The sequence below is a fragment of the Erwinia pyri genome, assembly GCF_030758455.1.
Taxonomy (GTDB): Bacteria; Pseudomonadota; Gammaproteobacteria; order Enterobacterales; family Enterobacteriaceae; genus Erwinia; species Erwinia pyri.
On record NZ_CP132353.1, the window covers coordinates 1943588 to 1960065 of the forward strand.

Consider the following 16478-nt stretch of genomic DNA (forward strand, 5'->3'; position numbering starts at 1 on the left):
GGTAGAGCACCGGGCAGCATAGCGGCTCTTTGATGGTGCAGGTGCATCTTTTTGGGGCATTAACTGCCTCATTTTAATACCTGATCCCGCTTTCGATCACAAAAGCGATATTTTATTTTGCCATTGCATAATTCCTCTCTTTTTTATGCGGCAAACCCGCCCCGCTCACGATTTTATTCACTTTATATGCATTATATGTGCATAGCGAAGCCGTGTAACTCCTTGATATTGCGTCTGTGAAACGCATTTATGCATTTTTATCGCTGGCTGGCACGAACAGTGCAATTTACATTACAGATGCAATGAATCATTTCATTAACATTTATAAAACTTTTAAGTTACCTGCCAGCCGGCAGTAAAACAGAGGCCGTTATGACACCGTCAGTATCTCGCGAAAATTTTGATCAGTGGATTGTTCCTACTTACGCACCTGCCAGTTTTATTCCCGTGCGTGCCGAAGGCTCCACACTTTGGGATCAGCAGGGCAAATCTTATATCGATTTTGCTGGCGGGATCGCGGTAAACGCCCTGGGTCATGCCCACCCCGATCTGCAGCAGGTGTTGCAGCAGCAGGCTGCGCTGCTGTGGCATACCGGCAACGGCTACACCAATGAACCGATCCTCCGTCTGGCTAAACAGCTGATTGACGCCACCTTTGCTGACCGGGTCTTTTTCTGTAACTCAGGAGCAGAAGCGAACGAAGCGGCCCTGAAGCTGGCACGGAAAGTGGCACACGATCGGCTGGGTGAGCAGAAGAGTGGCATTGTGGCGTTCAAAAACGCTTTCCATGGCCGGACGCTGTTTACCGTCTCTGCCGGAGGCCAGCCCGCCTACTCCAAAGATTTCGCACCGCTGCCGGGGGGAATTGAGCATGCGGACTATAACGATCTCGCCTCCGCCGCTGCCTTGATCAATGACCAGACCTGCGCGGTAATCGTCGAGCCGATTCAGGGAGAGGGCGGCGTAGTGCCGGCGGAGCCTGCTTTCCTGCGTGGCCTGCGCGAACTTTGCGACCAGCATCAGGCGCTGCTGATCTTTGATGAAGTGCAAAGCGGCGTGGGCCGCACCGGCTCGCTCTATGCCTATATGCACTACGGCGTGACGCCCGACGTACTGACCACCGCGAAAGCGCTGGGCGGCGGTTTCCCGATGGGTGCAATGCTGACCACAGAAACGCTGGCGACGGTGATGGGCGTTGGTACCCACGGCACAACCTATGGCGGTAACCCGCTGGCGGGTGCCGTAGGCGGTAAGGTGATGGAGCTGATTAATCGTCCCGAGGTGTTGGCGGGCGTTGCCCTGCGCCATCAATGGTTTGTTGACGGATTGAATCAAATTAACCAGCGCCTGCATCTGTTCAGCGAGATCCGTGGTCTGGGCCTGCTGATTGGCTGCGTGCTGAACCAGGATTACAGCGGACAGGCGAAACTGATCAATCAGGCGGCAGCGAAAGAGGGGCTGATGGTGCTGATTGCCGGTGCCAGCGTGGTGCGCTTCGCGCCGTCACTGATCATCTCTGAGCAGGAGGTGAGAGAGGGGCTGAGCCGCTTCGAAACGGCGTGTCGCGCGGTAATTGCCGGTGCAGCATCATGATGGTCATCCGTCCTGTTGAACGCGACGACCTCGCGCAACTGATGGCGCTTGCCGGCAAAACCGGCGGCGGACTGACCTCTTTGCCCGCCGACAGCGCAACGCTCTCAGCCCGTATTGATCGCTCTATTCTCACCTGGCAGAACCAGCTGCCCCGTGCCGAACAGGGCTATGTGTTTGTGCTGGAAGAGAGCGAGACCGGCAGAGCCGTGGGCATTTGTGCCATTGAAGTGGCGGTGGGCATGCAGGATCCCTGGTACAACTTTCGCGTGGGAACGCAGGTTCACGCTTCCAAAGAGCTGAATGTTTATAACATGCTGCCCACGCTCTCCCTCAGCAATGACCATACCGGCAGCAGCGAACTCTGTACGCTGTTTCTCGATCCTGATTACCGTAACGGCAAAAATGGCTATCTGCTCTCAAAATCACGCTTTCTCTTTATGGCCGCGTTCCGCGATCGTTTTATGCAGAAAGTGGTGGCAGAGATGCGCGGCGTCATCGATGAAGTGGGCCATTCCCCTTTCTGGGAAAGCGTCGGCAGCCGGTTTTTTTCCATGTCTTTCAGCGAGGCTGACTACCTCTGCGGCACCGGACAGAAGGCGTTTATCGCCGAGCTGATGCCCAAACATCCGCTCTATATTGACTATCTCACCGCAGAGGCGAAGGCAGTTATCGGACAGACCCATCCGCAAACTGCCCCGGCGCGTGCCGTGCTGGAAGCGGAAGGTTTCCACTATCAAAATTATGTCGACATTTTTGACGGCGGCCCCACGCTGGAGTGTGATATCGACCGCGTGCGCGCCATCCGTAAAAGTCGCCTGTTAACGGCTGTTGCAGGGCAACCGGGCGATGAGTCCCAGCCGCTCTGTCTGGTGGCTAACGAACGCTATGAGGATTTTCGCGTAATCCTGCTGAATGCAGATCCCGATAGCGATACCGTCAGCATCAGCAAAGCAGAGGCGGACATATTACGCTGCGCCGTGGGCGACCCGCTCCGCGTGGTGACATTATCAGGTTCGGAGAAGAAAGCATGACGCATTTTATTAACGGTCAGTGGCTCACTGGCGCCGGTGACAATTTCAGCAAGTCCGACCCGGTAAAGGGTGAACTGCTGTGGCAGGGAAAAGCTGCCAGCGCAACGCAGGTTTCTTCTGCCGTTACGGCTGCCCGCAACGCTTTTTCTGCCTGGGCGCGCCGTCCTTTTACCGAGCGTCAGGCTGTGGCAGAAAAATTTGCCTCGCTGCTGGATAAAAACAGAGACGATTTGACGGCGACCATTGCTCAGGAGACCGGCAAGCCGCGCTGGGAGGCGGCCACGGAAATTCAGGCGATGATCAATAAAATCGCTATCTCGGTGAAGGCTTATCACACCCGCACCGGCGTGACGGTGGAGGCGGAAAGCTCTCTTCGCCACCGGCCTCATGGCGTGATGGCCGTGTTTGGGCCTTACAATTTCCCGGGCCATTTACCCAATGGTCATATCGTGCCCGCTTTGCTGGCAGGCAATACCGTTATCTTTAAGCCGAGTGAACTGACGCCGGGCATCGCGGAGAAAACCGTGCGCCTGTGGCAGAGTGCCGGGCTGCCGGATGGCGTGCTGAATATGGTGCAGGGCGGCAGGGATACCGGTCAAACGCTCGCCAGCGAGCCGCAGATTGACGGCCTGCTGTTTACCGGCAGCGCAGCAACCGGTTATCAGCTTCACGCCCAGTTTGCCGGACGACCGGACAAGATGCTGGCGCTGGAGATGGGCGGCAATAATGCCCTGATTGTGGAAGATCCTGCCGATATCGATGCCGCAGTGAATCTTGCCATTCAGTCCGCTTTTATCACGGCGGGGCAGCGCTGTACCTGTGCGCGTCGTATGCTGGTTAAGCGCGGCGCAGCGGGTGACGCCTTTCTGGCTCGCCTTACCGAAGTGGCGGGAAAAATCGAACCTGGCAGCTGGGACGCCCAGCCGCAGCCGTTTATGGGCAGCGTGATCTCTGTGCAGGCCGCAGAGCGTATTTATGCTGAGTGGCAGGCGCGGATTGATGCCGGTGGCAAAGTGTTGCTGCCAATGCGCTGGCCAGATCGCAGCAGCGCGATCCTCACCCCAGGCATCATTGATATTACCGGCCTGAAAAATATCGCTGATGAAGAGGTCTTTGGGCCGCTGCTGACTGTGATCCGTTACGACGACTTCGACCAGGCGATCGGCATAGCCAACGACACCCGTTATGGACTCTCATGCGGGCTGATCTCCCCCAGCCGCGAGCAGTTCGACCAGCTGCTGGTTGAGTGTCGCGCAGGGATTGTAAACTGGAACAAGCCGCTGACCGGCGCGGCCAGCAGTGCGCCGTTTGGCGGCATTGGCGCTTCCGGTAACCATCGTGCCAGCGCTTTTTATGCGGCTGACTATTGTGCCTGGCCAATGGCCTCGCTGGAGAGCGCAGATCTGACGCTGCCCGTGACGTTGTCACCTGGGCTGGACTTTACCCCGACAGGAGAGTCCCGATGAGCGCATGGGAAGCGAACTTTGATGGTCTGCCGGGTCTGACGCACCACTATGCCGGTTTATCTTTTGGTAATGAGGCCTCCACCCGCCACCAGCATCGTGTTTCAAACCCGAAACTGGCGGCGCAGCAGGGGCTGATGAAAATGAAAGCGCTGGCGGATCTGGGGTATCTTCAGGGCGTTATTCCGCCACACGAACGCCCTAACGTGGCGGCGCTGCGTTTGCTTGGCTTCAGCGGCAGCGATGCTCAGGTGGTAGCAAAGGCCGCGGCTCAGGCGCCACAGCTGTTATCTGCTGCCAGCTCGGCGTCAGCTATGTGGGTAGCCAATGCGGCCACCGTTTCGCCCTCCGCAGACAGCGCAGACGGTAAAGTGCATTTTACCGTGGCTAACCTGAACAATAAATTTCACCGTGCGATGGAGGCACCCGGCACCGCGGCGCTTCTTCGCGCTATTTTCCGCGATCCGCACCATTTCAGCGTGCATGATGCGCTGCCGCAGGTGGGCATGTTTGGCGATGAAGGCGCAGCAAACCACAATCGCTTCAGCGTCTCGCACGGTGAGGCGGGCGTCCAGCTCTTTGTCTACGGACGGGAGGAGGCGAACGGTGGGCTGGTGCCGGCACGCTATCCTGCCCGACAGACGCGGGAGGCCAGCGAAGCCGTTGCCCGCCTGCATCAGCTCGATCCTCAGCGCACGCTCTTTGCCCAGCAGAATCCCGCAGTGATAGACCAGGGCGTCTTCCATAACGATGTCATTGCCGTCAGTAATCAGCAGGTGCTGTTCTGTCATCAACTCGCTTTTCTTAATCAGCCGGCATTACTGGCGGAATTAAAGGAAAAAATGGTGGGCTTTACCCCGGTGGTGGTGCCAGACAGCCAGGTGAGCGTGGCGGATGCGGTGGCTACCTACCTGTTTAACAGCCAGTTGCTGAGCAAGGCGAACGGAAAAATGGTGCTGGTGCTGCCGGAAGAGGCTCGTCAGCACCCTGGCGTCTGGCGCTATCTGTGTGAACTGGTGGAAAGCGGCGGCCCGATTGATGAGCTTAAAATCTTCGATCTGCGTGAAAGCATGAATAATGGCGGCGGCCCTGCCTGTCTGCGGCTGCGAGTGGTGCTTAACGAACAGCAACGGGCTGCGGTGAATCCAGCGGTTATGATGAACGACACGCTGTTTGCCACCCTTAACGACTGGGTGGCGCGCCACTACCGCGATCGCCTGACCCAGCACGATCTGGCGGACCCGCAACTACTGGTGGAGGGACGCACGGCGCTGGAAGAACTGACGAAGCTGCTAAACTTAGGGAATGTTTACGACTTTCAGCAGTAATCACGGATGAAGCGGGGCGCGTCATGGTACCTTGTGACGCGCCTTGTCTTGATGAAGGAGCAGAAACCCATAACAAGGAGAACGCATGCAGGACTTTCTGAAACAGACCCTTGGCGGAGAGCCACCTGAACACGCTTCAGGCCGGAATGACCAGCTCAGCTGGCAATGGCTTGATGAAGGGATCCTTGAAATGACCCCCGTTAACGCCTCAACGCAGGCGATGGTAATTTCCGCTGGCGTACACGGTAATGAAACCGCGCCGGTAGAGATACTCAACGAACTCATTACTCAGCTACTGCGTGGTGAAAAGCCGCTTCTCCCCAGGCTGCTGCTTATTTTGGGTAATCCCGCCGCGATGCGCGCCGATAAACGTTATTTGCGCTGTGATATTAACCGCATGTTCGGCGGGCGCTGGCAGCAATATGAGGATTGCCCGGAGGCTCGCCGGGCCTGGCGTCTTGAGCAGGCGATGGAAAATTTCTGGCAGGCTGGCAGCAGTGAAGAGGTCCGCTGGCACCTGGATTTGCACACCGCAATCCGTGGCTCTTACCATTCGCGCTTTGGCGTTATGCCGCTGCGTGAAACGCCGTGGCCGGAAGATTTCCTTCACTGGCTCGCGGCGGCAGGGCTGGAGGCGCTGGTGTTCCACCGTGCCGCAGGCGGCACCTTCACCCATTACAGCTCAAAGCACTTTGCTGCTGCCAGCTGTACTCTGGAGTTGGGAAAAGCGTTGCCGTTTGGCAGCAATGACTTAACGCAGTTCCGGGCGGCACAGCAGGCGCTGGCTGGTTTGATCTCAGGTGAAGCGCTGCCTGAAGTGGCGGAGCCGCCACGACGTTACCGTGTTTCGCAGCAGATCACGCGCCACACCGAGGCGTTCAAATTGCATATGGGCGAGGAGACGCTTAACTTTACCGCTTTTCCTCAGGGCACGCTGCTGGCAGAAGATGGTGAAAAACGGTTTTACGTGCAGCAGGCGCGCGAATATGTGCTGTTCCCCAATCCCAACGTGGCGTTGGGGCAGCGGGCAGGGCTGATGCTGGTGGAAGATAACAAGCATAACGAGGCGTTAAGCTCGTAACCTGTAAGTAGAATTCCGTGGCGATCGTAAAACGGTCGCCTTAACTTCTGCGTGTAAGTCCTGATTCTGGCTGCGGCCAGAATAAGCCGACCGCTATTAACTCTGTTCAGCCTTACTTTTCCCTTTCCCGTTGCTGTGGTTGGTATTACACTTCTCCATAATTTCTGCATTAATCGCTTTAAATTCATATCTGTTAGCAATTCCTCACGATAATCTTCGCATTCTCTCCATGATCGCCGCCATTTTGTCTTTTATGCTTTCAGGGCTTTACCCATGCTCTGAGTACTTGACGTTCAGCGCAATAAACTTGTTTCCGACATCGCGACAATGCTGTCGTTTTAGTACTGAAAATTAAAGGATAAAATGATGCGTAAATTAACTTCTCTTGTTGTTGCCATGACGCTGGCCCTGGGTGCTGCGAACATCGTTCACGCTGCGGCTGATAACATCACGCCTCCGCCAGCCGGAGCCGACAAGACCATGATGCACAAGCCGCCTCGTCATGGCGGTATGCATGAAATGTTTAAAGGCCTGAATCTGACAGATGCGCAGAAAACAGAGATGCGCGCCATCATGAAAGATGCTCACAAAGATATGAAGCGTCCTTCGCTGGAAGAGCGTCGCACGATGCACGATATCATCGCTTCAGACAGCTTCGACCAGGCCAAAGCGACGGCGCAGGCAGAGAAGATGTCCGCCGAGGGCAAAGATCGGGCACTGAAGATGATGGAGACCCAGAACAAGCTCTATAACGTGCTGACGCCTGAGCAGAAAAAGCAGTTCAATCAGAACTTTGAGAAACGTCTGACTGAAAAACCGCACCATGAAGGTAAAATGGCGCCAGCAGAAGGCTAAGCCCTGCTGAGATAACCTGAGAACGCCGACGTTGTTCACATCTCTGAAGGGTGCGGACAGCGTCGGCGGTTTCGTTTTTGCGCCTCAGGAGAGCGGCAGAATAGGATATTTTCCGCTGAGAATGGGCTTGCAGAGAATTTTATAGCCGTCGCTGTCGAAGCCTTGTGGCGTTTTCGTCAGCTCACCAGCCTGAGCGATATCCTCTACCGATCCCAGATAGAACCAGTTATTGATGACATGGATCTGCTGGTGGGTGAGGCCCTGCTCAACAACGCCTACCGCGCCATCCCACGGCCAGCACTGCACCCGCACCTGTTCCAGCGCCAGCATCAGGCGCTGATGATGCTCTTCCACACTCTCTTTCCCGCAGCAGGCTCCGGCACAGCGCCCAAGACTGGCACGGAAGCAGGCGCGATCTTTATTGACCTTCTCAATTCCCAGCAAGCCCAGACAGAGCCGCTGCTCATCGGCAATTTTTTGCAGTTTTTCCAGCGCGGCGTGACGGCTGGCATAGAGGCCGAAAAGGTTTGGCGTATGGGAGAAGTCCAGCTCTTTGGCGTAGACCACGCTCGGCTTGCCGCCGCTGATATGCAGCGAACAGAGCTGGCGGTTTTTCCGCAGCCGCTTGTTAAACAGCGGCTGCTGGTTCTTGATCATCCTGGCTTCCAGCAGCAGGGCGCCCAGCTCGCCAGCGGTCTGAATAAAGGTCACCTCACGCGCCAGACGCAGCATTTTCGCCTCATCCGCCGTGCGGAAATGGGACATCACCCGGGTGCGGATATTCACGCTTTTGCCGATATAGAGCGGCATGGTTTCGCTGTCGCCGTGAAAAATATAGACGCCCGGCACCGAGGGCAGACCTTCAAGAGAGGGACGGAGATGATCGGGGTATTGATAAATCGCCGCAGGTTCAAACTCCAGGCGATGGCTTGCTACACGTCTTGGCACATGGCACTCCGGTTACTGGTTACATGTACAGTGTAGCAGGCCGCAGTCGGAGAAAAAAGCGGCAATTAGCGGGTGGCCCGCCAGCAAATCAGTGAACCCAGCGTGACCATGATCACCCCTTGCCAGAAACTGAATGAGGGAGTGAGCTGAAGCCACAAAGAGGCGAGCAGGGCTGAAAACACCGGCGTGAAGTAGGAGGCCGTGGCTAGCAGCGTCATATTGCCGTGCTGAATGCCCCGGTTCCACGCTGAATAAGCGATGGCGGTTGAAGCAGCCATAAACAGCACTTCTGTGATCACCAGTGGGCTGAAGTGCATCGGCTGCGGCTGCCCGTTCACGGCAAACTTGATCCACAGAGCAGCAGCCGTAATCAGGAAAAACAGGGTGACGCCGCTCTGGCCCCCGGCATAACGACGTGTGACGTTGTTATAGAGCGCCCAGGCGATAGCAGCAAAGAGTGCCAGTCCATACGCCACCGGGTTATCCATCACGTTGTGCCACAGCAGCCGCGGCGTCCAGACGCTCTCTCCCTTCACTACCCAGATAATGCCTGCGACTGCCAGCGCCAGCCCCGGCCAGAGCCACCAGCGAAAGCGCTGCTGATTTAACGGGATCGCGAACAGCAGCGTCAGGCTGGGCCAGAGATAATTAATCATCCCTAACTCCAGCGCCTGTGGGCGCGTATGGGCGAGACCAATGGAGACAGCCAGGCAGATTTCGTAACTGACAAACAGCGTGCCGCCCCACCATAAATAGCGGGGGGAGAGATTACGCCAGCGCGGAAGGCCGCCAGCCAGACAGAGAAAAAGCGCACTGGCGCTGTAGATCATTGCGGCACCGCCGGTCGCGCCCAGCGATTCTGCAATAGTGCGGATTAGCCCGACAGTGGTGCTCCATAAAACGATGGCGCAGAGGCCAGTCAGCGTCGCGCGTTGCGGTGTCAGTGCCATATCATCCCTGCTGGATCAAAAAAGGGCGGTGTCAGCCGCCCCGTAAGCCTGGAGGAGATTACTTCTTCCAGAAGTCATCAAACACAGTGATCGGCGGGCGCCGTTTGTGCTCGGTTTTCACGTACCAGCCTTCAATGATTTTGGCGGAGGCCTCGTCAATGGTCTTGCCTTCCAGATACTGGTCAATCATCTCATAGGTCACGCCAAGCGCCACCTCATCCTGCAGGCCCGGACGATCGTCTTCCAGATCGGCCGTGGGATGCTTGAGATAGAGATGTTCCGGGCAACCCAGCTCTTTCAGCAGGGCTTTTCCCTGGCCTTTGTTCAGGCGGAAAAGGGGATTGATATCGGTGCCGCCATCCCCATATTTGGTAAAGAAGCCGGTTACCGCTTCGGCAGCGTGATCCGTCCCTACCACCACTCCCGAGTACATACCGGCAATGCTGTACTGCGCTTTCATACGCTCGCGCGCTTTTTCGTTACCGCGTACAAAATCGGAAAGAGTCACGCCCGCCTCGCGCAGCGCTTTTTCGCTGGCTAATACGGCTTCTTTGATATTCACCGTCAGCACGCGGTCAGGCTTGATAAAATCGATCGCATCCTGACAGTCCTGCTCATCGGCCTGAACGCCATGAGGAAGGCGCACGGCGATAAACTGATAGTCGGTTGACCCGGTCTCTTCCCGCAGCTCGGTAATAGCAAGCTGGCTGAGTTTACCCGCCAGCGTTGAGTCCTGGCCGCCGCTGATGCCTAAAACCAGCGATTTAATGCCCGGATAGGTTTTCAGATAAGACTTCAGAAAGTCAACGCTGGTGCGTACTTCCTGTTTTACGTCGATAGTGGGTTTGACACCCAGCGCTTCAATAATTTCCTGTTGCAGAGCCATTTACTTCTCCTCTGTTCATTCCGCTTAGGTTGCGGTGATTGCAAGTCGCCTAAAGTAAAACTAGCCTGCCCGAGGTGAAACAACAAGAATCATTCCTGCTGTTTCAACGCTTTTAGCTGACTAATCGGGCTTTTTCGGTTTTTGCGCCAGCACCACAAACATCGTTATCGCCAGCATATAGCAGCCGAAGATGGTAGCGGTCATGGTCAGCACCGAGGTTCCGCCGATGCCGGTTACGGGCACAGCAATTCCCCCCAGCGTAAACATCGTCACGCCCATCACGGCGGAAGCGCTGCCGGCACGGTGCCCCTGACTTTGCATCGCCAGTGAGGCGGCCGCCACGCCTACGGCGCCATTACTGGCGACGCTGAAGAAGAGTGCCACCAGCACCACTGGCAGGGCCGCCCCGCTCAGGCCGGTGATCAGCAGGCTGCCGGAGGAGAGGAACGCCAGCGTCAGCGCGCCTTTCACTACGCGATATTCTCCCCATAGCGGACTGAGACGCGCGCTGATTTGAGAGGCCAGGATCAGGCCAACGCCGTTGGCCGCAAAGCAGAAGCTGAACGCCTGAGGCGACAGGCCATAAATCTGCTGCAGCACAAAGGGAGAAGCGCCGATGTAGGCAAACATACCGGACATCATAAAGCCCTGAGTCAGGCAGAAGCCCATAAACGGACGATGTTTCACAACCTGTCCCAGCGCGGCCCACGCGGAGAAAAATGAGCCCTGGCTTCGCCGCTCCGGGAGCAGGGTCTCATGGAGTTTGACCTTCGTCAGCACGAACAGCAGGGCGGCAATGGCCGCAATCACCATAAACAGCCCGCGCCAGTCCAGCGCCGCCATCAGTGCGCCGCCCATGACCGGCGCGGCGATAGGGGCAAGACCGTTCACCAGCATCAGCAGGGCAAAGAAACGGGTCAGCTCATGTCCGCTGTACATATCACGGGCAATCGCCCGCGACAGCACCGCACCGCCCGCGCCGGAGAGACCTTCAAAGAGGCGAGCCAGTAGCAGCTGGTTGATATCCTGGGCCAGCGCGCAGCCAACCGAGGCGATCAGCAGCAGCACCAGCGACAGCAGCAGTGGGCGGATACGACCATATTTGTCACTCATCGGGCCAAAAATCAGCTGGCCCAGCCCCAGACCCAGCAGACCGGCGGTCAGACTCAGCTGCGCGGTAGCGGTAGGCGTTTGCAGATCCCGTGCCAGCGATGGCAGGGCGGGAAGATAAAGATCGATACAAAGCGGCCCTAACGCCGCAAGAAGGCCTAGCGTGATGGCATAGCCAAGACGATTGGGATGTGCAGGTGTCATTATTCCTCTGTCTTAAATAGGAGATCCGTGAGTTTTTGCTATAAGGCGTAGAGTTTTTCTGCTGACGTTTTCAAGGCGCGCATTATAGGCCTCAGCCAGGACGAGGCGCACGGAATTTTGCTTTTTTGCTGCCATAAAGTTGATAAATCAGCGATTATGTTCCAGGCTTATCCCGACATGGAAAATTCAACGAGGAATAAAAACATGAAGAAGTTAACCGGATTTATTGGTGCTGCAGTTGCGTTGGCCGTATTGTCTGGCTGTACAGCTTACGATCGCGCAGAAAGCTACGTGACTAAACCCGTTGTGCAGGACGTGAAAAAAGGGATGACCCGTCAGCAGGTTCGTGACATTGCTGGTCCACCTTCTACCGAAATCACTATGGTTCACGCTCGCGGTACCTGCCAGACTTATGTTCTGGGCGAGCGTGACGGCAAGCCGCAGACCTACTTTGTCAGCTATGCTGACACAGGTCGCGTAATGAACTACGGCTTCCAGAGCTGTAAAGAGTACGACACCGATCCGCAGGCTGCTCAGTAATCGTAGCGGCGGTATCATAAAAAACGGTTACTTCGGTGGCCGTTTTTTTTTGCCTCTTGTCGGGGCTTCACTATCAAACAGCCAGCCCCAATCGGTCGCGCCTTACAGGCCAGGCGGGCGAGGGACTTCCAGGTAACGCCCATCTATATCCCGACGGTAATAGTGTCCTTCCTCAACGTAAAAGCGCTCGCCATTATAATCAAGCGCCCGCATCTCGCCGCTGACAGGCTCTGACGGCGGCTGCACGACAACATAGGTATTATCTTCCTGCCGCTGATAGTAGTGTCCGTTCAGCGCATAGTAGGTCAGCCCACCGATCAGCACTGCTGCTGCGGCCTCTGGCAGGAAAGAGAGATGCCCCGGTCCACCGCCGTGATGCCAGCCCGGCCCTGGCCCATGCCCCCAACCCGGTCCACGCCCCCAGTCGCCCGGATGGGCGGAAACCAGCGCGGGTGATAACAACGTAAAGGCCAACAGTGTACACATCACCTTTTTCATAAGGTCTCTCCAGGTTCTGACTGGGGCTAACATTACGCCAGGCCGGCCAAAACGCAAGAGGCTGCCCCCTGCTATTGTGGGTTGCTTACACTGCTTAACGTATTCTTAACTCTCCCTCCATGATGCCTGTCAGATTGCCTCTTTGCGCTCGCCGGACCAGCTGGCCCGATCGGCCGCGATCCGCTTTTCCGGCTGCAACAGCGTCATCGCCAGCATGCTGCAAAAAGCGATGGCAGCCGTGGCGCTGAACATGGCGTTATAGCCAAAGTTCTGTGCCAGCCAGCCGCTGAGCAGAGGGGAGGTGATTGAGGCGAGATTAGCGATAGCCAGGGTGATGCCGCTGTAGGTTCCAACGGTAGATTTTGGCGTAACGTCGATCACCACCGACCAGTAGACATTGTTGACTAACGCGTTCAGCGCATTGCCCAGCGTCATCATCAGGATAATTCCGGCGGCGGAAGGCATATAGGGAATAGCCATAAAGCAGGCCGCCGTCAGGAGCAGCGTCACGCTGGCAAAGAGATTGCGGGCATACCTTAAATTATTAAAGCGCTTCAGCAGGGTATCAGCAATTTTCCCGCCGAGCAGTACCGTAAAGCAGGCGCCGCTCCAGGGGATCATCGCCACGTACCAGAGAGAGTGCAGATCGTAATGGAAGCTGTCCTGCAGATATTTTGGTCCCCAGGTCACCAGCGTGAAGGTGATGTAGAGGAAAGAGAAATAGCCCAGGGCATTACACACCAGCGTGCGGTTGGTAAAAAAGCGCCACCACGGCAGGCGTGGGCCGCTGCTGGCCGCTTCTGCCTGACCCTCAGCGATCAGGGCGCGCTCCTCAACGCTCACCGCTGAGTGGAGCTCAGGCGTGTCCGCAAAGACTTTAGCGAACAGCAGCATGGCCGCCAGGGAGAAAATACCCAGCAGCACAAACATCACCCGCCAGTCACCGGTTAACAGCAGCAGGCCCACCGCGATGGGCGCGGTAAGCAGTGCGCCGACCTGCGTACTCAGCAGGCCGATCCCTAACGCAATGCCGCGCTCGTTGTCCGGCGCCCAGTTTGCAATGGCTTTATTCATCAGCGCATAGGCCGGGCCTTCAGCGAAGCCGAACAGCACGCGCATCACCGCGAATCCCATAATGGCGGAGCCGCTGAACAGAGCGATACCCACTTCGCCTGCCCAGGCAGTTGCAATCTCCAGCAGCGACCAGAGGATGCCCGCCATCAGCCACACTTTTCGGGTGCCCAGGCGGTCTGCCAGAAATCCGCCGCAGAGGGAACCAAACAGGTAGCCGAAGCCGAAATAGCTCAGTACCGCGCCGAGCTGGATTTTACTGAAGTGGAACTCTTCAGAAATAGCGTTAGCCGCAAAGGAGAGCGCACCACGATCGATATAATTGATTAACGCAATAAAAAACAGCATGGCAAAGATGCGGTAACGATAGCGGTGGGGGGCGGCAACAGTCATAGATTTTCTTCCTTACGTCTCAGGTAAGGTAACTGAAGCAACATTAATGCCAGAATTCAGACCAGGTGGTAAAACTTGACAATGCGGGGTTTCAAACAGAGGGGTAGAAAAAGAAGCAGCAGGCACTCGCTGGCCTGCTGCACCCTGATGGGACGTTAACCGCTGCTTTAAAGTGCAGTTAAGCGGGTACGCTCAACGCCTTCTGACTACGTGACCAGATACGGTGAGCACCCATAGCGGAGAGGAATTCACTCATAAAGACGCCTTCTGCTTTGCTGTCCTCAATAATGCCTTCCTCCTGTTCGGTTTCACCCAGCCCGAACTGAGATTTAAAGCGTCGCGCATCTCCACTCAGACCGATCACCTTCAGGTGCTTGTACGCTTCCAGCAGGAAATAACGGGCATCGCCACTCAACAGCAGGGCGTCAATATTGCCGTCCGGGACGATAACCGCATCAAAGGTCAGCGAAGGCAGACCGCTGAAGGTGGCGTCCACAGGCAGATCTGAGCCATCATCAGCGCGAACCCGACCCATATGCGGTGCCAGCAGTTTGGCATGGACACCCTGAGCTTTCAGCTCCTGAAGGATCGCCAGCGTATCGGCAGCTACCACGCCATCGCTCATCAGAAGAGCCACCTGACGGCCTTTGATAGAGCCGCTTGGCACGGCATAGAGGCTCAGGCTGGCATCTTTCTTCAAGCCGTTGACATCTTTCGGCGGCGCCGTGTGCATTTTCTCATCGGAGAGGGCAATCCCCAGGTTCTGGGCTACGCCATGCGCCAGAGAGATATCAATATGCACCAGATGATCCACCACGCGTTCACGGATATATTCCCGGGCAACCTTGCTCAGTTCAAACGAGAAGGCATCAACAATATGCTGCTGCTCGACCGGCGTCTGGCTGTTCCAGAAGAGGCGCGGCTGGGAATAATATTCGCCAAACGAGGGGCTGCGCTCGCGCACTTTGTGGCCTTCAATGCGTTCCTGATGGCTTTCAAACCCGCCGCGATGAGGGGCAGAGGGCGTTTCGCGCGGCCAGTTGTCATTGATGGAGTTAGGCTCGTAATTTGCCGGATTGGTATCAATATCCATCCGGTGCATGCCCTGACGCTGGAAGTTATGGTAAGGGCAGACCGGGCGGTTGATCGGGATCTCATGGAAGTTTGGTCCGCCCAGGCGGCTGATCTGCGTATCCGTATAGGAGAAGAGGCGCCCCTGCAGCAGGGGATCGTTAGAGAAATCCATGCCGGGAACGATATGGCCGGGATGGAAGGCGACCTGTTCAGTCTCGGCAAAGAAGTTGTCCGGGTTACGGTTAAGCACCATTTTGCCAATCAGCTCTACCGGAACCAGCTCTTCCGGGATCAGCTTTGTGGCATCAAGCAGGTCGAAATCAAATTTGAATTCATCCTCTTCCGGGATCAGCTGCACCCCCAGCTCATACTCGGGGAAATCACCCGCTTCAATGGCTTCCCACAGGTCACGGCGGTGGAAGTCAGGATCGCGGCCGGTGAGTTTTTGCGACTCATCCCATAAGAGAGAAGCTTTACCCGCCACCGGCTTCCAGTGGAAGCGCACAAAGGTGGCTTTGCCTTCCGCATTGATAAAGCGGAAGGTGTGGATGCCAAAGCCTTCCATGGTGCGGTAGCTGCGCGGGATACCGCGATCGGACATTGCCCAGATCACGTTATGCAGCGTTTCGGGCTGCAGCGAAACGTAATCCCAGAAGGTATCATGCGCACTCTGGCCCTGAGGAATTTCGTTATGCGGCTCAGGTTTCACCGCGTGAACAAAATCAGGGAATTTGTGCGCATCCTGAATAAAGAAGACTGGCGTATTATTGCCGACCAGATCAAAAACGCCTTCCTCGGTATAGAACTTGGTGGCCCAGCCGCGAATATCCCTGACCGTATCAGCCGAACCCGCTCCTCCCTGTACGGTTGAGAAACGCACGAACACTGGCGTGACCTGCTGCGGGTCGCGCAGGAAATCAGCTTTGGTGACGTGGCTCATATCGCGGTAGGGCTGGAAATAGCCATGCGCAGCGGAGCCCCTGGCGTGCACTATGCGCTCCGGAATCCGCTCATGGTCAAAATGGGTGATTTTTTCCCGCAGGATAAAATCTTCCAGCAGGGTGGGACCCCGCGTGCCTGCGCGCAGAGAATTCTGATCGTCCGCAATACGGGTGCCCTGATTGGTGGTCAGCGGAAAGTTCTCGCCGCCTTTACGGAAGGTTTCCAGCGCATCGAGTTTAGCATTATGCGTATCAGGCGCCTTCAGGCTACCCGGGGCGGTAGGCTGTTTACCGGGCGCGGTAGGTTCCGCTAAAGGTTTATGTGAACCATCTGCAGGAGCCAGCGAATCCATGCCGGGTTTGGCGGAGTCGGGGCCTGTTAAGGGCGCGTTGTGGCTCAGTTCCTTGTTATCGGTTTCTTTCGACATCGTCACTTATTCCTGTAGTTGTGATTCTGGACTTCAGTAACTATAGAACAGGGAAGCGGATATGCCTGGAAACAGAAGGGATAA

Annotated in this window: 14 protein-coding genes; 7 read left to right on the forward strand and 7 right to left on the reverse strand. The window is 56.4% G+C overall.

All coding sequences use genetic code 11. The annotated features are described in order from the left end of the window. Window positions 1-372 precede the first annotated feature (372 nt). From Q3V30_RS09020 to spy, 6 genes are all read left to right on the forward strand, one after another. Complete coding sequence (locus tag Q3V30_RS09020; RefSeq protein ID WP_306212476.1) at window positions 373-1593, forward strand: aspartate aminotransferase family protein; 1221 nt, start codon at window positions 373-375, stop codon at window positions 1591-1593. Beyond that, on the forward strand, window positions 1590-2624 hold the full coding sequence (gene astA / locus Q3V30_RS09025; protein ID WP_306212478.1) for an arginine N-succinyltransferase: 1035 nt from the start codon (window positions 1590-1592) through the stop codon (window positions 2622-2624). Before Q3V30_RS09020 ends, astA begins: the two co-directional genes overlap by 4 nt. Further along, window positions 2621-4090 carry a succinylglutamate-semialdehyde dehydrogenase gene (astD, locus tag Q3V30_RS09030; protein ID WP_306212481.1) on the forward strand — a complete coding sequence of 490 codons (1470 nt, stop codon included), beginning with the start codon at window positions 2621-2623 and terminating at the stop codon, window positions 4088-4090. The genes astA and astD overlap by 4 nt, the downstream gene beginning before the upstream one ends. Next, on the forward strand, window positions 4087-5415 hold the full coding sequence (astB, locus tag Q3V30_RS09035) for an N-succinylarginine dihydrolase (protein ID WP_306212483.1): 1329 nt from the start codon (window positions 4087-4089) through the stop codon (window positions 5413-5415). Before astD ends, astB begins: the two co-directional genes overlap by 4 nt. 85 nt (window positions 5416-5500) lie before the next feature. Further along, window positions 5501-6496, forward strand: a complete 996-nt coding sequence (astE, locus tag Q3V30_RS09040; RefSeq protein ID WP_306212485.1) for a succinylglutamate desuccinylase — start codon at window positions 5501-5503, stop codon at window positions 6494-6496. 366 nt (window positions 6497-6862) lie between these two features. Continuing rightward, entirely contained in the window at window positions 6863-7351 is a 489-nt protein-coding gene (spy, locus tag Q3V30_RS09045) for an ATP-independent periplasmic protein-refolding chaperone Spy (RefSeq protein WP_306213146.1), read from the forward strand. Window positions 7352-7435: 84 nt separating this feature from the next. Here spy and cho read toward each other — a convergent pair whose 3' ends face one another. The 4 genes from cho to Q3V30_RS09065 all read right to left on the reverse strand — a co-directional run bounded on the left by cho (window position 7436) and on the right by Q3V30_RS09065 (window position 11449). Continuing rightward, the gene (cho, locus tag Q3V30_RS09050; protein ID WP_306212487.1) at window positions 7436-8299 is read right to left on the reverse strand and encodes an excinuclease Cho; all 864 of its coding nucleotides are present in this window, start codon (window positions 8297-8299) and stop codon (window positions 7436-7438) included. 65 nt (window positions 8300-8364) lie between these two features. After that, on the reverse strand, window positions 8365-9249 hold the full coding sequence (yddG, locus tag Q3V30_RS09055) for an aromatic amino acid DMT transporter YddG (RefSeq protein ID WP_306212489.1): 885 nt from the start codon (window positions 9247-9249) through the stop codon (window positions 8365-8367). 58 nt (window positions 9250-9307) lie between these two features. After that, entirely contained in the window at window positions 9308-10135 is an 828-nt protein-coding gene (gene nadE, locus Q3V30_RS09060) for an NAD(+) synthase (RefSeq protein ID WP_306212491.1), read from the reverse strand. A gap of 120 nt (window positions 10136-10255) precedes the next feature. Further along, window positions 10256-11449, reverse strand: a complete 1194-nt coding sequence (locus tag Q3V30_RS09065) for a multidrug effflux MFS transporter (protein ID WP_306212493.1) — start codon at window positions 11447-11449, stop codon at window positions 10256-10258. A gap of 204 nt (window positions 11450-11653) precedes the next feature. Here Q3V30_RS09065 and osmE point away from each other — a divergent pair, with 204 nt between their 5' ends. Beyond that, a complete protein-coding gene (gene osmE, locus Q3V30_RS09070) occupies window positions 11654-11989 on the forward strand; it encodes an osmotically-inducible lipoprotein OsmE (protein ID WP_306212495.1) in 336 nt (111 codons plus the stop codon). A gap of 102 nt (window positions 11990-12091) precedes the next feature. On the opposite strand, the gene Q3V30_RS09075 is transcribed toward osmE, so the two are convergent. The 3 genes from Q3V30_RS09075 to katE form a co-directional block, all read right to left on the reverse strand. Then, window positions 12092-12487 (reverse strand): DUF6515 family protein, encoded by a 396-nt coding sequence (locus Q3V30_RS09075; protein WP_306212497.1) that lies wholly within the window; start codon window positions 12485-12487, stop codon window positions 12092-12094. Between the two features lie 129 nt (window positions 12488-12616). Further along, complete coding sequence (locus Q3V30_RS09080) at window positions 12617-13951, reverse strand: MFS transporter (protein WP_306212499.1); 1335 nt, start codon at window positions 13949-13951, stop codon at window positions 12617-12619. 178 nt (window positions 13952-14129) lie between these two features. Next, complete coding sequence (gene katE, locus Q3V30_RS09085; RefSeq protein WP_306212501.1) at window positions 14130-16394, reverse strand: catalase HPII; 2265 nt, start codon at window positions 16392-16394, stop codon at window positions 14130-14132. Window positions 16395-16478: the final 84 nt, after the last annotated feature.

Coding starts and splice junctions, on each gene's coding strand:
- Q3V30_RS09075 (WP_306212497.1), bottom strand. CDS start 12,487: ATGAAAAAGGTGATGTGTACACTGTTGGCCTTTACGTTGTTATCACCC.
- Q3V30_RS09080 (WP_306212499.1), bottom strand. CDS start 13,951: ATGACTGTTGCCGCCCCCCACCGCTATCGTTACCGCATCTTTGCCATG.
- spy (WP_306213146.1), top strand. CDS start 6,863: ATGCGTAAATTAACTTCTCTTGTTGTTGCCATGACGCTGGCCCTGGGT.
- Q3V30_RS09065 (WP_306212493.1), bottom strand. CDS start 11,449: ATGACACCTGCACATCCCAATCGTCTTGGCTATGCCATCACGCTAGGC.
- nadE (WP_306212491.1), bottom strand. CDS start 10,135: ATGGCTCTGCAACAGGAAATTATTGAAGCGCTGGGTGTCAAACCCACT.
- Q3V30_RS09020 (WP_306212476.1), top strand. CDS start 373: ATGACACCGTCAGTATCTCGCGAAAATTTTGATCAGTGGATTGTTCCT.
- katE (WP_306212501.1), bottom strand. CDS start 16,394: ATGTCGAAAGAAACCGATAACAAGGAACTGAGCCACAACGCGCCCTTA.
- osmE (WP_306212495.1), top strand. CDS start 11,654: ATGAAGAAGTTAACCGGATTTATTGGTGCTGCAGTTGCGTTGGCCGTA.
- yddG (WP_306212489.1), bottom strand. CDS start 9,249: ATGGCACTGACACCGCAACGCGCGACGCTGACTGGCCTCTGCGCCATC.
- astA (WP_306212478.1), top strand. CDS start 1,590: ATGATGGTCATCCGTCCTGTTGAACGCGACGACCTCGCGCAACTGATG.
- astE (WP_306212485.1), top strand. CDS start 5,501: ATGCAGGACTTTCTGAAACAGACCCTTGGCGGAGAGCCACCTGAACAC.
- astD (WP_306212481.1), top strand. CDS start 2,621: ATGACGCATTTTATTAACGGTCAGTGGCTCACTGGCGCCGGTGACAAT.
- astB (WP_306212483.1), top strand. CDS start 4,087: ATGAGCGCATGGGAAGCGAACTTTGATGGTCTGCCGGGTCTGACGCAC.